Genomic DNA, 15,000 nt, shown 5'->3' with positions numbered 1-15,000 from the left:
ATGTGCGGAAGGGATAAGTGCTGAAAGCATCTAAGCATGAAGCCCCCCTCAAGATGAGATTTCCCATAGCGTAAGCTAGTAAGATCCCTGAAAGATGATCAGGTTGATAGGTTCGAGGTGGAAGCATGGTGACATGTGGAGCTGACGAATACTAATAGATCGAGGACTTAACCATATAATATGAAGCAATGTTATCTAGTTTTGAAGGAATATGCCTTCATAGTTTGGTGATGATGGCAGAGAGGTCACACCCGTTCCCATACCGAACACGGAAGTTAAGCTCTCTAGCGCCGATGGTAGTTGGGACCTTGTCCCTGTGAGAGTAGGACGTCGCCAAGCAACTAAAAACACAAGTCATTTGACTTGTGTTTTTTTATTTCCCATGAAATAGATTTGGTTCCACTAATAAAAAATTTGAAATATAGTAAGGGATTTTTTGAGCAGAAATACTTAGAAATTGATAAATAAATGGATAATCTTCAGAACCATAACTTCCAAGTAAGTCATACCACCAATCTGTTTCATATCTAGAAATCATGCTTAAATTATAGAGCAATAAATAATGAATGAGGAGTTCAGGTAATATTGGCTTAGGATTTCTAGGGTCAGTCGTAAGTGGCAAATAATAAGTATTAGTAAGATGTTCATAGTATAAAGGAGTACTGTACATAGGATTCCATGATTGAATAGGCGCTGTAAAAAGTAAATTCGATTCATTAGTTTTCTCAGGTACGTGTTGTATTGATAAATGCTTACAAGATGTTTCAATGTAACGAGAAAATCTCTCTTTAGTCATATGTAATCGATCTAGTAGGTTGACTGAAAAGGAGAGCTCATTTTTAATTGTTGAATCAATTTTATATAAAGTTGATCCTTTTTGACTATAACGAAATAAATTTTGTAATTCTGGAATATTTCCCATTAGTTCTAACATGTTAAATTTTTCTGCTTCTAAGTGTTTCATGTGAAACAGTTGTTCTGCAACATGAGTAAACAATCCGTTTTTTTGTACCTTCACCTCATCTTCTAAAAATTGATACCCTTGTTTTTTTCGTTTGCGAGTTGTAACGCCATGAGCTAAAACAGTAGTGGATTCAGGATAGTTAGGGTCAATAGTTAGTAGGCATGCTTTAAACAGTTGACTAATTCCATAAAATAACAACATTGGTTGAATGGAAAATGGAGCTGTCTTATATAATTCATAATAATTTTTCCCGTGTTCTAAGTAATAAATAAAGGGATAACAATTTTCAAAACTTTTTTTTTCTGCATCCTGAATAGAGGATTTTTCATAACAACGGGCAAGATAACGTTGTACGTTTTGAGATGAAAAAAAGAAACTTAACTGCTGCCAAGTACAAGATGTTTGATGCATATATTACGCTCCTTTTATTGTCTAAAAATTCTAACATATATATACGTCCTTGACAGTATTTTAACCAATTGATAAGCTACTAATAATAATTTCTGGTATCATAGGGGGAACAATTATGTGGGAATCTAAATTTGTTAAAGAAGGTTTGACTTTTGATGATGTATTACTTGTACCAGCTAGGTCAGATATATTACCAAGAGAAGTAAGTGTTAAAACAGTTTTATCTGAAAGCTTACAGCTAAACATCCCGTTAATTAGTGCAGGAATGGATACAGTAACAGAAGCTGACATGGCTATTGCAATGGCTCGCCAAGGTGGTTTAGGAATTATTCATAAGAATATGTCTATTGAGCAACAAGCAGAGCAAGTTGATAAAGTAAAGCGCTCTGAAAGCGGCGTTATTTCAGATCCTTTCTTCTTAACTCCAGAACATCAAGTATATGATGCAGAACATCTTATGGGAAAATATCGTATCTCAGGTGTACCGGTTGTAAATAATTTAGATGAGCGAAAATTAGTTGGTATTATTACAAACCGTGATATGCGCTTCATCCAAGACTACTCAATCAAAATTTCTGACGTAATGACAAAAGAACAATTAATTACAGCTCCAGTTGGTACTACACTGGAAGAAGCTGAAAAGATCCTACAAAAGTATAAAATTGAAAAACTCCCTCTTGTTGATAATAACGGTGTATTACAAGGGCTTATTACAATAAAAGACATTGAAAAAGTAATTGAATTCCCAAACTCTGCTAAGGATAAGCAAGGACGCTTATTAGTTGGAGCAGCAGTTGGTGTAACAGCGGATGCGATGCTTCGCATCGATGCATTAGTAAAAGCTAGTGTAGATGCAATTGTACTTGATACAGCACATGGACATTCTAAAGGTGTTATTGATAAGGTAAAAGAAGTTCGTGCTAAATACCCATCACTAAATATTATCGCTGGAAATGTTGCTACTGCTGAAGCAACGAAAGCATTAATTGAAGCTGGTGCAAACGTAGTTAAAGTTGGTATTGGACCAGGTTCTATTTGTACAACACGCGTTGTAGCCGGTGTTGGTGTACCACAATTAACTGCAGTTTATGATTGTGCAACAGAAGCTCGTAAACACGGTATTCCAGTTATTGCTGATGGTGGTATTAAGTACTCTGGTGATATGGTGAAAGCTTTAGCGGCAGGAGCACATGTTGTTATGCTAGGTAGCATGTTTGCAGGTGTTGCAGAAAGCCCTGGAGAAACTGAAATTTACCAAGGTCGTCAATTTAAAGTGTATCGTGGTATGGGTTCTGTCGGTGCGATGGAAAAAGGAAGTAAAGATCGTTACTTCCAAGAAGGTAATAAAAAGCTTGTCCCAGAAGGTATTGAAGGACGAGTGCCATATAAAGGACCTTTAGCAGATACAGTTCACCAATTAGTTGGTGGCTTACGTGCAGGTATGGGATATTGCGGAGCACAGGATTTAGAATTCTTACGCGAAAATGCACAATTCATTCGTATGTCAGGTGCTGGCTTACGTGAAAGTCATCCTCATCACGTACAAATTACAAAAGAGGCTCCAAACTACTCATTATAATGTCTTATATACAAATAGACAGAGATTTGATATCTCTGTCTATTTTTTTTTGATTATGTTAGAATAACGGTTATGTGAGTACATAGATATTGGGGGTAGCAAAAGTGAAAGGTATGTTTTGCAAAAGATTCATTGCTTTGGTAACAGTGCTTACACTAGCTTGTAGCATTTTTATGCCATATAGCAATGCATCAGCTGAAACAGGAGCCGCTTTAAACATTGAAGCAGGTGCGGCAATTTTAGTAGAAGCGAATTCTGGGAAAATTTTATATCAAAAGAATGCAGATGAATTATTATCCATTGCTAGTATGACAAAGATGATGAGTGAATATTTAGTTCACGAAGCAGTGGATAAAGGAAAACTTAAGTGGGACCAGAAAATTAAGGTTTCTGAATATGCATATAAGGTTTCACAAGATGCTTCATTATCAAATGTTGCATTAGAAAATGGTGGCTCTTATACAGTAAAAGAGTTATACGAAGCAATGGCAATCTTTTCTGCAAATGGTGCAACAATTGCATTAGCAGAAGCAATTGCAGGTAAAGAAGTAGACTTCGTAAAAATGATGAATGACAAATCGAAAGAACTAGGGTTAAAAAATTATAAATTTGTCAATTCTACAGGTTTAACGAATAAAGATTTAAAGGGAATGCATCCTGAAGGAACAACAGCGGATGAAGAAAATAAAATGTCTGCAAAGGATGTTGCAACTTTAGCACAACATTTAATTAAAGATTATCCAAAAGTGTTAGATACAGCAAAAATCCCTAAAAAAGAATTCCGTCCAGAAAAAGAGAAGTTTGGAATGTCGAACTGGAACTGGATGTTAAAGGGCTTAGTTAAAGAATATGATGGTGTAGATGGCTTAAAAACAGGCTCAACTCCAGAAGCAGGAGATTGCTTCACTGGTACGGTTGAAAGAAACGGAATGCGTTTTATTTCTGTAGTTATTAAAACAAGTTCTCATACAGCACGTTTTGATGAAACAAAGAAGCTATATGATTATGGATTTGCTAACTTTGAAGTGAAACAAATGTATAAAAAAGGTTCTTCAGTAAAAGGACAAGAAACAGTACGAGTAGAAAATGCGAAAGATAAAGATGTAGCAGTTCAAACGAAACAAGCTATTTCACTTCCAGTGCCAAAAGGAAGTAAAGATGTTTATAAAACAGAATTGAAAGAATCAAGTAAGGGACAAGAAGCACCTATTAAAAAGGGAGCTGCGCTTGGTCAAATGGTAATTACACCAAAAGATACAAACGACCCTGGATTTTTAACTGGTAAGTCACTGCAAGTGGATCTTGTAACGACATCTGAAGTAGAAGAAGCAAACTGGTTTACTCGTGCTATGCGCGGAATTGGTTCATTCTTTAGTGGTATGTGGAATAGTGCTGTTGATACAGTAAAAGGTTGGTTTTAAAAGCTCCTCACGATAGGAGCTTTTTTTTATTCCTATTTTTCATACCGACTTTATGAAAAAGTAGTAGACAAGCATCTGATAGTTAGTGGTAGAATGTAAGAGTATTCTTAATTTTCGCCTTTAACGGGGGAAAGCAATTCACCTAGGGGGGTTTTTGTACATGACAAATGTAACAGGGACAGAACGTGTAAAACGTGGAATGGCAGAAATGCAAAAAGGCGGCGTTATTATGGACGTAGTTAACGCTGAACAAGCAAAAATTGCAGAAGAGGCAGGCGCAGTTGCCGTTATGGCATTAGAGCGTGTACCAGCAGATATTCGTGCAGCAGGTGGCGTTTCTCGTATGGCAGACCCAACAATTGTTGAAGAAGTTATGGGTGCGGTGTCAATTCCGGTTATGGCAAAATGCCGTATCGGTCACCTTGTAGAAGCACGTGTATTAGAATCATTAGGGGTAGACTATATCGATGAGAGTGAAGTATTAACTCCTGCTGATGAAGTATACCATTTAAATAAACGTGATTACACAGTTCCATTTGTATGTGGTTGCCGTGATATCGGAGAAGCTGCACGTCGTATTGCAGAAGGTGCATCTATGCTTCGTACAAAAGGTGAACCAGGAACAGGAAACATTGTAGAGGCAGTGCGTCATATGCGCCAAGTCAATGCAGAAATCCGTCAAGTTGCGAGTCTACGTGAAGATGAGTTAATGACATATGCAAAAAATACTGGCGCTCCTTACGAAGTATTACTTGAAATTAAACGTCTTGGTCGCTTACCAGTTGTAAACTTTGCGGCAGGTGGTGTAGCAACACCAGCAGATGCAGCATTAATGATGCAACTTGGTGCTGATGGGGTATTTGTTGGATCTGGTATCTTCAAATCAGAAAACCCAGAGAAATTTGCACGTGCAATCGTTGAAGCAACGACTCATTATGAAGATTACGAACTAATTGCAAGCCTTTCTAAAGGATTAGGTAATGCAATGAAGGGTGTCGAAATTTCAACGTTATTACCAGAACAACGCATGCAAGAGCGTGGATGGTAATTAAAGGAGAACTTTAAAATGGTGAAAATCGGTGTACTAGGTCTTCAAGGTGCAGTTCGTGAGCATGTAAAATCAGTTGAAGCAAGTGGTGCAGAAGCTGTTGTTGTAAAGCGTATAGAGCAACTTGAAGAGATTGATGGTCTTATTTTACCGGGCGGTGAAAGTACAACAATGCGCCGTCTTATTGATAAGTATGCTTTCATGGAACCACTTCGTACATTTGCAAAGTCTGGTAAACCAATGTTTGGTACATGTGCAGGGATGATTCTTCTTGCGAAAACACTTATTGGCTATGAAGAAGCACATATTGGTGCTATGGATATTACAGTTGAGCGCAATGCGTTCGGACGCCAAAAGGATAGTTTTGAGGCTGCGCTTTCAATTGAAGGCGTGGGTGAAGACTTCGTTGGTGTATTTATCCGTGCGCCGTATGTTGTAGAAGTAGCTGATAATGTTGAAGTGCTTTCTAAGCATGGTGACCGAATGGTAGCGGTAAGACAAGATCAGTTTTTGGCTGCTTCATTCCATCCGGAATTAACAGATGATCATCGTGTGACAGCATACTTTGTTGAAATGGTAAAAGAAGCGAAAATGAAAAAAGTTGTATAAGTAACTTGCAACTTGTATAAGATTATAGTAAATTGATGGTAACAATTTTATAAAATAAGCGTGTTGATAGGAAATAGTAACAAATGTCGTTTCTTATAGAGAGTCGATGGTTGGTGGAAATCGATAGAAACAGTTTGTGAATCCATCCTGGAATGGAATGTGGAATATCTTTTGGATTAGTAAGCATTCCCGGTGAAGAGCCGTTATTTCTACTTGAGAGGAAAGCGGTAATGCTTTCAACTAGGGTGGCAACGCGGGTTAACTCCCGTCCCTTTATATAGGGACGGGAGTTTTTTGTGTTTTATAAAATAAAAGGAGGAGTATATAATGCTTGATATTAAATTTTTACGTACAAACTTTGAAGAAGTAAAAGCGAAATTACAGCATAGAGGCGAAGATTTAACTGATTTCGGACGTTTTGAAGAACTTGATACGAGAAGAAGAGAACTACTTGTTCAGACAGAAGAATTAAAAAGTAAACGTAACGAAGTATCTCAACAAATTTCTGTATTAAAGCGCGAAAAGAAAGATGCAGAAGCTCTAATTTTAGAAATGCGTGAGGTTGGAGAAAAAGTAAAGGATCTTGATAACGAACTTCGTACAGTTGAAGAAGACTTAGAAAGATTAATGTTATCTATTCCAAATATCCCTCATGAATCTGCTCCAGTTGGTGAAACAGAGGATGATAATGTAGTAGCACGTACTTGGGGAGAAGTGAAAGAATTTACTTATGAGCCAAAGCCACATTGGGATCTTGCTACTGATTTAGGAATTTTAGATTTTGAACGCGCTGGGAAAGTAACAGGAAGCCGCTTCGTATTTTACAAAGGTGCTGGTGCAAGATTAGAGCGTGCTTTAATTAGCTTTATGCTTGATCTTCATACTGATGAGCATGGATATGAAGAAGTATTACCTCCATATATGGTAAACCGTGCAAGTATGACAGGAACAGGACAACTTCCAAAGTTTGAAGAAGATGCATTCCGTATTGAAAGTGAAGATTACTTCTTAATTCCAACAGCTGAAGTACCTGTAACGAATATGCATCGTGATGAGATTTTAAATAAAGAGCAATTGCCTATAAGATATGCTGCATTTAGCTCTTGCTTCCGTTCTGAAGCAGGTTCAGCTGGGCGTGATACACGTGGTTTAATTCGCCAGCATCAGTTCAATAAAGTAGAGCTTGTGAAGTTCGTAAAACCAGAAGATTCTTATGAAGAGTTAGAAAAGTTAACAAATGATGCAGAACGCGTGTTACAATTATTAGAGTTGCCATATCGCGTTATGAGTATGTGCACAGGCGATTTAGGATTTACAGCAGCGAAGAAATACGATATTGAAGTATGGATTCCAAGCTATGGCACATATCGTGAAATTTCTTCTTGTAGTAATTTTGAAGCTTTCCAAGCGAGACGTGCAAATATCCGTTTCCGCCGTGAACCAAATGGAAAACCAGAACATGTTCATACATTAAATGGATCTGGTCTTGCAATTGGACGTACGGTTGCAGCTATTTTAGAGAACTACCAACAAGAAGATGGTACAATTATAATTCCAGAAGTTCTTCGCCCTTATATGGGAGGAAAAACAGTTATTAAGTAAATTTAAACATTCATCGGTATGAGTGATTGGTAATTATGAGCGTTGTCAGTACTGTAATGTAGGAAGGGGAAAGTAAAATTTTCCTTTCCTCATAATTTATTTTAGTAGGGTTGACTAACTGTTTTTCTTTTGATATTATATTTGATGTCAATATGGAGGTATACCCAAGTCTGGCTGAAGGGATCGGTCTTGAAAACCGACAGGCGGCGAGAGTCGCGCGGGGGTTCGAATCCCTCTACCTCCTCCAGATATAATTGACAACAGCGCATATAAGTGGAGATTGGAGAACTCGTTACCAACACGTAACGAGTTTTTATTTTAAAACCAATCATAAAGTATGGTGTAAGGTAATTTTGTCCTTATTACACACTCATATTCCGATGATTATCTTCATAGATATGAAAGGAGTCAACATGGATCTTATTATACAAACGTTTCCTTTAGATGGAAAAACTTTATATTATGTACAATGTCCTGTCTGTAAGAACAATAGAATTTTAAACAGTGGTGCAAACGTATCACGCATTATTAGTGATGATACATTCCGTAAACTTTGTGGTTGTACTTGTGATGTAAAACCAGCTACGAGTAAAGTAGAGGCGCCAAAACAAGTTAAAAAAGCAGCTGTAAAGAAAGAAGCAGCTCCAAAACGTACAAGTAAAGTATTAACGGCAGTAATTAACGGGAAAGAAATGACTGTTAAAGAGATTGCTGAAGCATACGATATTAGTACAAGTACTGTTCGTCAGCGCATTAACGCAGGAAAACCTGAGAGTGAAATTATTGCTCCAACAAAGAAGAAGTAATTTAATAGGAAAACCCGTGCATATGCACGGGTTTTTTATTTTACAAGTTTACGTGTTTGTTTTAAAAAATGGCCAATTTTTTTTATGATTGGTTCGATTGAATCACCATCTTTTAAAATATCGTACTCATTAATATTTAAGCGTAATACAGGGCATGAATTAAAGTTGTTAATCCAGTTTTCATAACGTCCATGCATTTCTTTCCAGTACTCAATTGGTGTTTGCTGTTCCATTGGGCGCCCGCGTTCTTGAATACGATCGACAATATCATCGAAAGAACCTTCTAAGTAAATTAATAAGTCTGGATGAGGGAAGTAAGGAGTCATGACCATAGCGTCAAATAAACCTTTGTATGTTTCATAATCAGTTTCCGTCATTGTTCCTTTTTCATGATGCATCTTTGCGAAAATTCCAGTGTCTTCGTAAATGGAACGATCTTGAACAAAACCGCCACCATATTCAAAAATTCTTTTTTGTTCCTTAAATCGTTCTGCTAAAAAGTACACTTGTAGGTGGAAGCTCCAGCGAGTGAAGTCCGCATAGAACTTGTCCAAATATGGATTGGAATCTACTTTTTCAAATGATGTGCGATAACCTAAAGCATTAGCTAATGCAGTTGTCATAGTTGATTTACCCACACCTACTGTTCCGGCGATAGTGATTACTGCGTCATTGGGTATATCATATTTTTGCCTTAAATTCATTATTATTTCGACTCCTTTAAGAGAGTATTTTGAAGGGCAGATAGGATAACGTTTAAATCATCAGGATTTTTTACAAAATCCATATCGTCGCCATTAAATTTCAATACTGGTATTTCCGGATGATCTTTTTTAAAAGCATCCATTGCTGTTTCATAATCTTTTGTGAGCTGTAGTAAGTAATTTGGATCCATGTTTTTTTCAAATTCTCTTCCGCGCATGGCGATTCGCTTTTGCAATGTTTCTAGGCTAGCTGTTAAATAAACAATGACATTTGGCACAGGCATATCTTGTGTAAGGATATGATAAATTTGCATGTATTTGTCATATTGAGAGTCTTTTAATGTGCGGGATGCAAAAATTAAATTTTTAAAGATATGGTAATCCGCTACTACTGGTTTCCTTTGATTCAAGTACTTTATGTTAATGTCTTCTAATTGTTTGTATCTATTACAAAGAAAGAACATCTCTGTTTGAAAACTCCATTCGTCGATGTCTTCATAGAACTTTCCTAAAAAGGGATTTTCATCAACAATCTCTTTTAGTAAGTGGAGTTGCATGTGAGTTGAAATTTCCTTCGCAAGTGAAGTTTTTCCAACACCAATTGGTCCTTCAACCGTGATAAATGGTACTCCGGTCACGCTGTTTCCTCCTTTCAATCAGTGATTTACCGTGACTACTAAAAACACAAAACAGAATTATTGTAGCACAAGAGGGAAGCGAGCGGGTTAATTTGATATAAAAAGTTAGAAAATAGATATATGTATTAATTAAATTTTATTTTGGTTGATGATGTTATATTTGCTTTCAATGTAGTTTCCATTATTTTTAAAGCATGTATATTATCTTGGTCGTTGTTAGAGGCGATACAATCCTGTGGTACATACAATTTATAATTTCTCATATGAGCATCATTAGCTGTAAATAGGATACATATATTTCCGGCAACCCCTGTTAATATTAGATTTTCTATTTTTAAATAACCTAGTAATGAATTTAAAGGTGTTTCATAAAAAGCGGAATAATGTGGTTTAATAAAAATGTACTCATCAAAACTTGGAGCAATTTTATGGATTATATTTTCGCTATATTCATTTGTGCAATGAGTAATAAGTTGGTCGATATCAGATCTCCAAAGTTGATAATGGTCATTAACGTAAATTATAGGATAGCCGAGGGATTTCATTTTTTTCTTTAATTGTAAAATAGGGTTTGTTATAGTTTCGCATTTTTTAGCTAGAATGGGTCCGTGGGAAAATTGAAAGTCATTAATCATATCGATAATGAGCAAGGCGGTATTTTTCATATGTAATCCCCTCTCTTTTTTCTTTTAGGGTGGATTGAATTTGTAAAAGTTATCCCCTGTGTAGTAAATGGAAATAAGTGTACTTTATTTGTAATGAAAGGACTATGTTATGGAACAAGATCAAGATATTTATTTTATGCAATTAGCGATAGAAGAAGCTAAAAAGGCAGAGGAAATACAGGAAGTACCAATTGGAGCAGTTATAGTGTTAGATGGTGAGATAATTAGTGTTGCCCATAATTTAAGGGAAACTGAGCAAAGATCAATAGCTCATGCTGAGTTGCTAGCGATAGATGATGCATGTAAAAAATTAGGGACATGGCGTTTAGAAGATACAACATTGTATGTAACATTAGAACCTTGTCCAATGTGTGCGGGTGGAATTGTTTTATCACGAGTAAAGCGAGTTGTATATGGTGCAAGTGATCCGAAAGGCGGATGTGCAGGGACATTAATGAATCTTTTAACGGATGAACGCTTCAATCATCAATGTGAAGTAGTATCTGGTGTACTAGAGGAAGAATGCGGTACGTTGTTAACAAACTTTTTTAGAGAGCTTCGTAAAAGAAGAAAAGCAATAAAAAAATTAGAGAAGAATACTGGGAACTAACGTATTTGCATTTTCTAAAGAAACAAGTTATACTGATAATGCCTTTAATGAAGGCAACCGAATATTGGTTTTAACTTTGCCGTGCTAAGCGGGGAGGTAGCGGTGCCCTATACTCGCAATCCGCTCTAGCGAGGCCGAATCCCCTCTCGAGGTTATGTTGCTGTAAGGTCTGCCTTAAGTAAGTGGTGTTGACGTTTGGGTCCTGCGCAACGGGACCCCGTGAACCTTGTCAGGTCCGGAAGGAAGCAGCAATAAGCGGGTCTTCTCGTGTGCCGCAGGAGTGCCTGAACCGAGCTAACTGCTTGAGTAACGCTTATGGTACGTAATCGACGGAGGGTGCACGGCAGTTATATATGTATACAAAACTCACCTTAATACAAAGGTGAGTTTTTTGTATAGAAAATAACTTTTGGAATCTATAAACAGAATGGGTTATAATAAATGAGATAATAACCTTTGAGGGAGGCCGTATTTTCGTGTCATACCAAGCGTTATACCGAACATGGAGACCGCAAAAGTTCGAAGATGTAGTCGGTCAAAAGCACGTGACAAAAACGTTGCAAAATGCCCTTCTTCAAGAGAAAGTTTCACATGCTTATTTATTTTCTGGCCCGAGGGGAACAGGGAAAACGACAATTGCAAAAGTATTTGCAAAAGCAATTAACTGTGAACATGCTCCGGTAGCTGAACCTTGTAATGAATGTCCTTCTTGTTTAGGAATCACACAAGGATCCATTTCAGATGTATTAGAAATTGATGCGGCTTCAAATAACGGTGTAGATGAAATTCGAGATATTAGAGATAAAGTAAAATACGCTCCAAGTGCTGTAGAATATAAAGTATACATTATTGATGAAGTTCACATGCTTTCTATGGGTGCATTCAATGCGCTTTTAAAAACCTTAGAAGAGCCGCCAGGACATGTTATCTTTATTTTGGCGACAACAGAACCTCATAAGATCCCACCTACAATCATTTCACGTTGTCAGCGCTTTGAATTCCGAAAAATATCAGTGAATGATATTGTTGAGAGATTATCAACGGTCGTGACAAATGAAGGTACGCAAGTGGAAGGTGAAGCATTACAAATTGTTGCGCGTGCTGCCGAAGGTGGTATGCGTGACGCGCTTAGTCTTATTGATCAGGCTATATCTTATAGTGATGAGATTGTTACGACAGAAGATGTATTGGCCGTAACAGGATCTGTTTCTCAGCAATACTTAGGTAATTTAGTAGAGTGCATACGTGAAAATGATGTATCAAGAGCATTGCAAATCATAGATGAAATGATGAGTAAAGGGAAGGATCCAGTTCGTTTTATGGAGGATTTCATTTACTATTATCGTGATATGCTTTTATATCAAACTTCACCACAACTAGAACATATGTTGGAACGAGTAATTGTAGATAATCAATTCCGTAAGTTGAGTGAAGAAATGCAACCGGAAGTGATCTATGAGATTATTCATACCCTTAGTAAGGGACAACAGGAAATGAAGTGGACAAATCATCCGCGTATTTTCTTAGAAGTTGTTATGGTGCAATTGTGTCAACAGTTTATGATGCAAGCAAATGGTACAGATCGTTTGCAAGCAATTATGAACAGGATGCAGCAACTGGAGAAAGAGTTAGAGCAAGTCAAAAAGAACGGTGTGCCAGCTGGTGTACAACAGGAAGTAAGAGAGACACGTGCAACACCAAAACCGGTACGAACAGGAAGTATGAAAATTCCTGTCGGACGTGTAAATGAAGTATTAAAACAAGCGAAGCGTCAAGATTTAGAACAATTAAAAGCTGTATGGGGTGAGTTGTTAGGAAGACTCAAATCATATAACAAAGTAGCGTTTGCCGTTTTACTAGAAAATAGTGAACCAGTGGCAGCTTCAGATGACACTTACGTTTTAGCATTTCAATATGAGATTCACTGTAAGATGGCGAGCGAAAATCGAGAAGCTATGGATACAGTAGAACAAGCTTTATTTGAATTGCTAAGTAAAAGGTTAAATATGATTGCCATTCCAAAAAGTGAATGGGGTAAAATCCGTGAAGACTTTTTACAACGTGAAGGTGGAGAGTCTGAAGAAAGCCCGGAGAAAAAGGAAGACCCTCTTATAGAAGAGGCAGTGAAGTTAGTAGGGCAAGAACTCATTGAAATAAAAGAGTAATAATAATTAGGAGGAATTAATTATGATGCGTGGCGGAATGGGAAATATGAATAACATGATGAAACAAATGCAAAAGATGCAAAAGGACATGGCGAAAGCACAAGAAGAGCTTGGTGAAAAAACAGTTGAAGGTACAGCTGGCGGCGGAATGATTACAGTTATTGCGAATGGTCACAAGCAAATTCTTGAAGTGAAGATTAAAGAGGAAGTTGTAGATCCAGAAGATATCGAAATGTTACAAGACTTAGTATTAGCTGCAACAAATGATGCACTTAAAAAGGCTGATGAGCTTTCAAACTCTACAATGGGTAAATTTACAAAAGGCTTAAACTTACCAGGTGGAATGTTCTAGGAGGATATTGATACATGCATTATCCAGAACCAATATCAAAACTAATCGATAGTTTTATGAAGTTGCCAGGTATCGGACCGAAAACAGCGGTTCGATTGGCATTTTTCGTATTAGATATGAAAGAAGATGATGTGTTAGGTTTCGCGAAAGCACTTGTAAATGCGAAGCGAGATTTAGCGTACTGTTCTGTATGCGGACATATTACTGATCGTGATCCTTGTTATATTTGTAATGATTCACATCGAGATCAATCAGTTGTTTGTGTCGTGCAAGAACCGAAAGATGTAATCGCGATGGAAAAAATGAAAGAGTATCAAGGTGTATATCATGTGTTACGTGGTGCGATTTCTCCTATGGAGGGAATTGGACCGGAAGACATTAATATCCCGCAACTCTTAAAGCGACTACATGATGAAACGGTACAAGAAGTGATATTAGCAACAAACCCTAATATTGAAGGGGAAGCTACAGCGATGTATATCTCCCGCCTCTTAAAACCTACAGGCATTAAAGTAACTCGTATTGCACATGGTCTGCCAGTTGGTGGAGATTTAGAATATGCAGATGAAGTGACATTATCCAAAGCGTTAGAAGGGCGCAGAGAAGTATAAGAGGAGAAACAAAAATGTTCTTTCAAAAAAAGGGTAAATTGCGTAAAGAGTATGACGATAAGTTAATTGTACTTTTGGAAAAAGTGAAGAATGAGTGGTTACGTCAGAAGAGAATGGTCGAACAAAGTGTAGAACCGTCTCAAGATGTCATTTGTTCTTTGAAAATAGCAGAGGCGAAATATTTCTTTTTGTTGAAAGAAGCAAAGCGTCGTCCTGTAAAAATGGAACAATGGTAAAAGGTTCTGCTTTCTAAGCAGGCCTTTTTATTTTGTTTTTTAAATGCTGAGGTATTGTTTTATTTAGTTTATATGAAAGAGATGCCGCTTATGATACCTGTTCTTTTTTATTATCTTGTCCCATACAAATAGATGTATAGGTCATTCATAAGGAGGAAAAAATGAATTCTACAATTATTATTGTTGGCATTCTTACTTTAGTATTTATTTTTCTTGTTTTTGGTGTTGTCTCTAAGCCATTACGTTTTATAGGTAAGGTGATTTTTCATGTTACTTTAGGAATAGCATTGCTTTTTATCGTAAATGTTGTAGGGACATATTTTGATTTTCATATCCCAATTAACATGGGTACAGCAGCAATAACGAGTTTATTAGGCCTACCAGGTGTGGCAGCATTAGTGATTATTAAGCTTTATATCATGCCAAGATAAAATTATTTTGGCATTTTTTTTAAAAGTGTTGACTATTAAATGATTAATATGGTAAATTAATAAGCGTCGTCAGGAACGAAAGAAAAAAGTTGTTGACAGATTTAACGCAAAATGTTAAATTATAAAAGTCGCTGAAACGCGATATTGA

The 15,000-nt window shown here is 36.9% G+C and carries 16 protein-coding genes, 1 tRNA gene, 2 rRNA genes, 1 other RNA gene and 1 other annotated feature (1 of these 21 running past the window's edge); of the genes, 16 read left to right on the top strand and 4 right to left on the bottom strand.

What is annotated here, in order from left to right; translation table 11 throughout:
• A 23S ribosomal RNA gene (locus tag MKY38_RS22270) occupies positions 1-175 on the top strand (it extends 2,747 nt beyond the left edge of the window).
• Positions 176-223: 48 nt separating this feature from the next.
• A 5S ribosomal RNA gene (rrf, locus tag MKY38_RS22265) occupies positions 224-339 on the top strand.
• A 34-nt stretch (positions 340-373) separates the two neighbouring features.
• Here the strand turns inward: rrf and MKY38_RS22260 are convergent.
• Entirely contained in the window at positions 374-1,375 is a 1,002-nt protein-coding gene (locus MKY38_RS22260) for a YaaC family protein (RefSeq protein ID WP_065223776.1), read from the bottom strand.
• A gap of 115 nt (positions 1,376-1,490) precedes the next feature.
• Between MKY38_RS22260 and guaB the strand changes: the two genes are divergently transcribed.
• The 7 genes from guaB to MKY38_RS22225 all read left to right on the top strand — a co-directional run bounded on the left by guaB (position 1,491) and on the right by MKY38_RS22225 (position 8,440).
• Positions 1,491-2,954, top strand: coding sequence for an IMP dehydrogenase (guaB, locus tag MKY38_RS22255; RefSeq protein ID WP_000264088.1), 1,464 nt, complete (start codon positions 1,491-1,493; stop codon positions 2,952-2,954).
• Positions 2,955-3,067: 113 nt separating this feature from the next.
• A complete protein-coding gene (gene dacA / locus MKY38_RS22250) occupies positions 3,068-4,375 on the top strand; it encodes a D-alanyl-D-alanine carboxypeptidase DacA (protein WP_124749816.1) in 1,308 nt (435 codons plus the stop codon).
• A 160-nt stretch (positions 4,376-4,535) separates the two neighbouring features.
• Complete coding sequence (gene pdxS, locus MKY38_RS22245) at positions 4,536-5,423, top strand: pyridoxal 5'-phosphate synthase lyase subunit PdxS (protein ID WP_000186165.1); 888 nt, start codon at positions 4,536-4,538, stop codon at positions 5,421-5,423.
• An 18-nt stretch (positions 5,424-5,441) separates the two neighbouring features.
• A complete protein-coding gene (gene pdxT / locus MKY38_RS22240; protein WP_000238785.1) occupies positions 5,442-6,032 on the top strand; it encodes a pyridoxal 5'-phosphate synthase glutaminase subunit PdxT in 591 nt (196 codons plus the stop codon).
• Positions 6,033-6,086: 54 nt separating this feature from the next.
• Positions 6,087-6,308 (top strand) — a binding site (T-box leader).
• A 51-nt stretch (positions 6,309-6,359) separates the two neighbouring features.
• On the top strand, positions 6,360-7,634 hold the full coding sequence (serS, locus tag MKY38_RS22235; protein ID WP_000884187.1) for a serine--tRNA ligase: 1,275 nt from the start codon (positions 6,360-6,362) through the stop codon (positions 7,632-7,634).
• A 154-nt stretch (positions 7,635-7,788) separates the two neighbouring features.
• Positions 7,789-7,881: transfer RNA gene (locus MKY38_RS22230), tRNA-Ser, on the top strand.
• A gap of 166 nt (positions 7,882-8,047) precedes the next feature.
• On the top strand, positions 8,048-8,440 hold the full coding sequence (locus MKY38_RS22225) for a DUF3797 domain-containing protein (RefSeq protein WP_065223778.1): 393 nt from the start codon (positions 8,048-8,050) through the stop codon (positions 8,438-8,440).
• Positions 8,441-8,475: 35 nt separating this feature from the next.
• Here MKY38_RS22225 and MKY38_RS22220 read toward each other — a convergent pair whose 3' ends face one another.
• The 3 genes from MKY38_RS22220 to MKY38_RS22210 form a co-directional block, all read right to left on the bottom strand.
• On the bottom strand, positions 8,476-9,144 hold the full coding sequence (locus MKY38_RS22220) for a deoxynucleoside kinase (RefSeq protein ID WP_001053585.1): 669 nt from the start codon (positions 9,142-9,144) through the stop codon (positions 8,476-8,478).
• Between the two features lie 2 nt (positions 9,145-9,146).
• Positions 9,147-9,782 (bottom strand): deoxynucleoside kinase, encoded by a 636-nt coding sequence (locus MKY38_RS22215; protein WP_064531893.1) that lies wholly within the window; start codon positions 9,780-9,782, stop codon positions 9,147-9,149.
• Between the two features lie 125 nt (positions 9,783-9,907).
• The gene (locus MKY38_RS22210) at positions 9,908-10,447 is read right to left on the bottom strand and encodes an isochorismatase family cysteine hydrolase (RefSeq protein ID WP_000798726.1); all 540 of its coding nucleotides are present in this window, start codon (positions 10,445-10,447) and stop codon (positions 9,908-9,910) included.
• Positions 10,448-10,556: 109 nt separating this feature from the next.
• On the opposite strand from MKY38_RS22210, the gene tadA reads away from it, so the two are divergent.
• From tadA to MKY38_RS22175, 7 genes are all read left to right on the top strand, one after another.
• Positions 10,557-11,057, top strand: coding sequence for a tRNA adenosine(34) deaminase TadA (gene tadA, locus MKY38_RS22205; RefSeq protein ID WP_065223779.1), 501 nt, complete (start codon positions 10,557-10,559; stop codon positions 11,055-11,057).
• A gap of 79 nt (positions 11,058-11,136) precedes the next feature.
• An RNA gene (gene ffs, locus MKY38_RS22200) (signal recognition particle sRNA large type) lies at positions 11,137-11,401 on the top strand.
• Positions 11,402-11,533: 132 nt separating this feature from the next.
• Positions 11,534-13,222: a DNA polymerase III subunit gamma/tau gene (gene dnaX / locus MKY38_RS22195; RefSeq protein ID WP_065223780.1), complete on the top strand. Its 1,689-nt coding sequence runs from the start codon at positions 11,534-11,536 to the stop codon at positions 13,220-13,222.
• A gap of 25 nt (positions 13,223-13,247) precedes the next feature.
• Complete coding sequence (locus MKY38_RS22190) at positions 13,248-13,574, top strand: YbaB/EbfC family nucleoid-associated protein (protein WP_014894853.1); 327 nt, start codon at positions 13,248-13,250, stop codon at positions 13,572-13,574.
• A gap of 14 nt (positions 13,575-13,588) precedes the next feature.
• Positions 13,589-14,185 carry a recombination protein RecR gene (gene recR / locus MKY38_RS22185; protein ID WP_000559169.1) on the top strand — a complete coding sequence of 199 codons (597 nt, stop codon included), beginning with the start codon at positions 13,589-13,591 and terminating at the stop codon, positions 14,183-14,185.
• Between the two features lie 14 nt (positions 14,186-14,199).
• On the top strand, positions 14,200-14,421 hold the full coding sequence (locus MKY38_RS22180; RefSeq protein WP_000466019.1) for a YaaL family protein: 222 nt from the start codon (positions 14,200-14,202) through the stop codon (positions 14,419-14,421).
• A gap of 161 nt (positions 14,422-14,582) precedes the next feature.
• Positions 14,583-14,852 carry a pro-sigmaK processing inhibitor BofA family protein gene (locus tag MKY38_RS22175; protein WP_001089276.1) on the top strand — a complete coding sequence of 90 codons (270 nt, stop codon included), beginning with the start codon at positions 14,583-14,585 and terminating at the stop codon, positions 14,850-14,852.
• Positions 14,853-15,000: the final 148 nt, after the last annotated feature.

It is taken from the genome of Bacillus sp. FSL R5-0585 (assembly GCF_038004545.1).
GTDB lineage: Bacteria > Bacillota > Bacilli > Bacillales > Bacillaceae_G > Bacillus_A > Bacillus_A cereus.
This window is presented reverse-complemented; position numbering and strand designations above follow the sequence as displayed.

Excerpts from the sequence above, each read along its gene's own strand:
- recR (WP_000559169.1), top strand. The coding sequence starts at position 13,589 with ATGCATTATCCAGAACCAATATCAAAACTAATCGATAGTTTTATGAAG.
- pdxS (WP_000186165.1), top strand. The coding sequence starts at position 4,536 with ATGACAAATGTAACAGGGACAGAACGTGTAAAACGTGGAATGGCAGAA.
- MKY38_RS22175 (WP_001089276.1), top strand. The coding sequence starts at position 14,583 with ATGAATTCTACAATTATTATTGTTGGCATTCTTACTTTAGTATTTATT.
- pdxT (WP_000238785.1), top strand. The coding sequence starts at position 5,442 with ATGGTGAAAATCGGTGTACTAGGTCTTCAAGGTGCAGTTCGTGAGCAT.
- MKY38_RS22190 (WP_014894853.1), top strand. The coding sequence starts at position 13,248 with ATGCGTGGCGGAATGGGAAATATGAATAACATGATGAAACAAATGCAA.
- tadA (WP_065223779.1), top strand. The coding sequence starts at position 10,557 with ATGGAACAAGATCAAGATATTTATTTTATGCAATTAGCGATAGAAGAA.
- MKY38_RS22220 (WP_001053585.1), bottom strand. The coding sequence starts at position 9,144 with ATGAATTTAAGGCAAAAATATGATATACCCAATGACGCAGTAATCACT.
- serS (WP_000884187.1), top strand. The coding sequence starts at position 6,360 with ATGCTTGATATTAAATTTTTACGTACAAACTTTGAAGAAGTAAAAGCG.
- guaB (WP_000264088.1), top strand. The coding sequence starts at position 1,491 with ATGTGGGAATCTAAATTTGTTAAAGAAGGTTTGACTTTTGATGATGTA.
- dacA (WP_124749816.1), top strand. The coding sequence starts at position 3,068 with ATGTTTTGCAAAAGATTCATTGCTTTGGTAACAGTGCTTACACTAGCT.
- MKY38_RS22225 (WP_065223778.1), top strand. The coding sequence starts at position 8,048 with ATGGATCTTATTATACAAACGTTTCCTTTAGATGGAAAAACTTTATAT.
- MKY38_RS22210 (WP_000798726.1), bottom strand. The coding sequence starts at position 10,447 with ATGAAAAATACCGCCTTGCTCATTATCGATATGATTAATGACTTTCAA.
- MKY38_RS22180 (WP_000466019.1), top strand. The coding sequence starts at position 14,200 with ATGTTCTTTCAAAAAAAGGGTAAATTGCGTAAAGAGTATGACGATAAG.
- MKY38_RS22260 (WP_065223776.1), bottom strand. The coding sequence starts at position 1,375 with ATGCATCAAACATCTTGTACTTGGCAGCAGTTAAGTTTCTTTTTTTCA.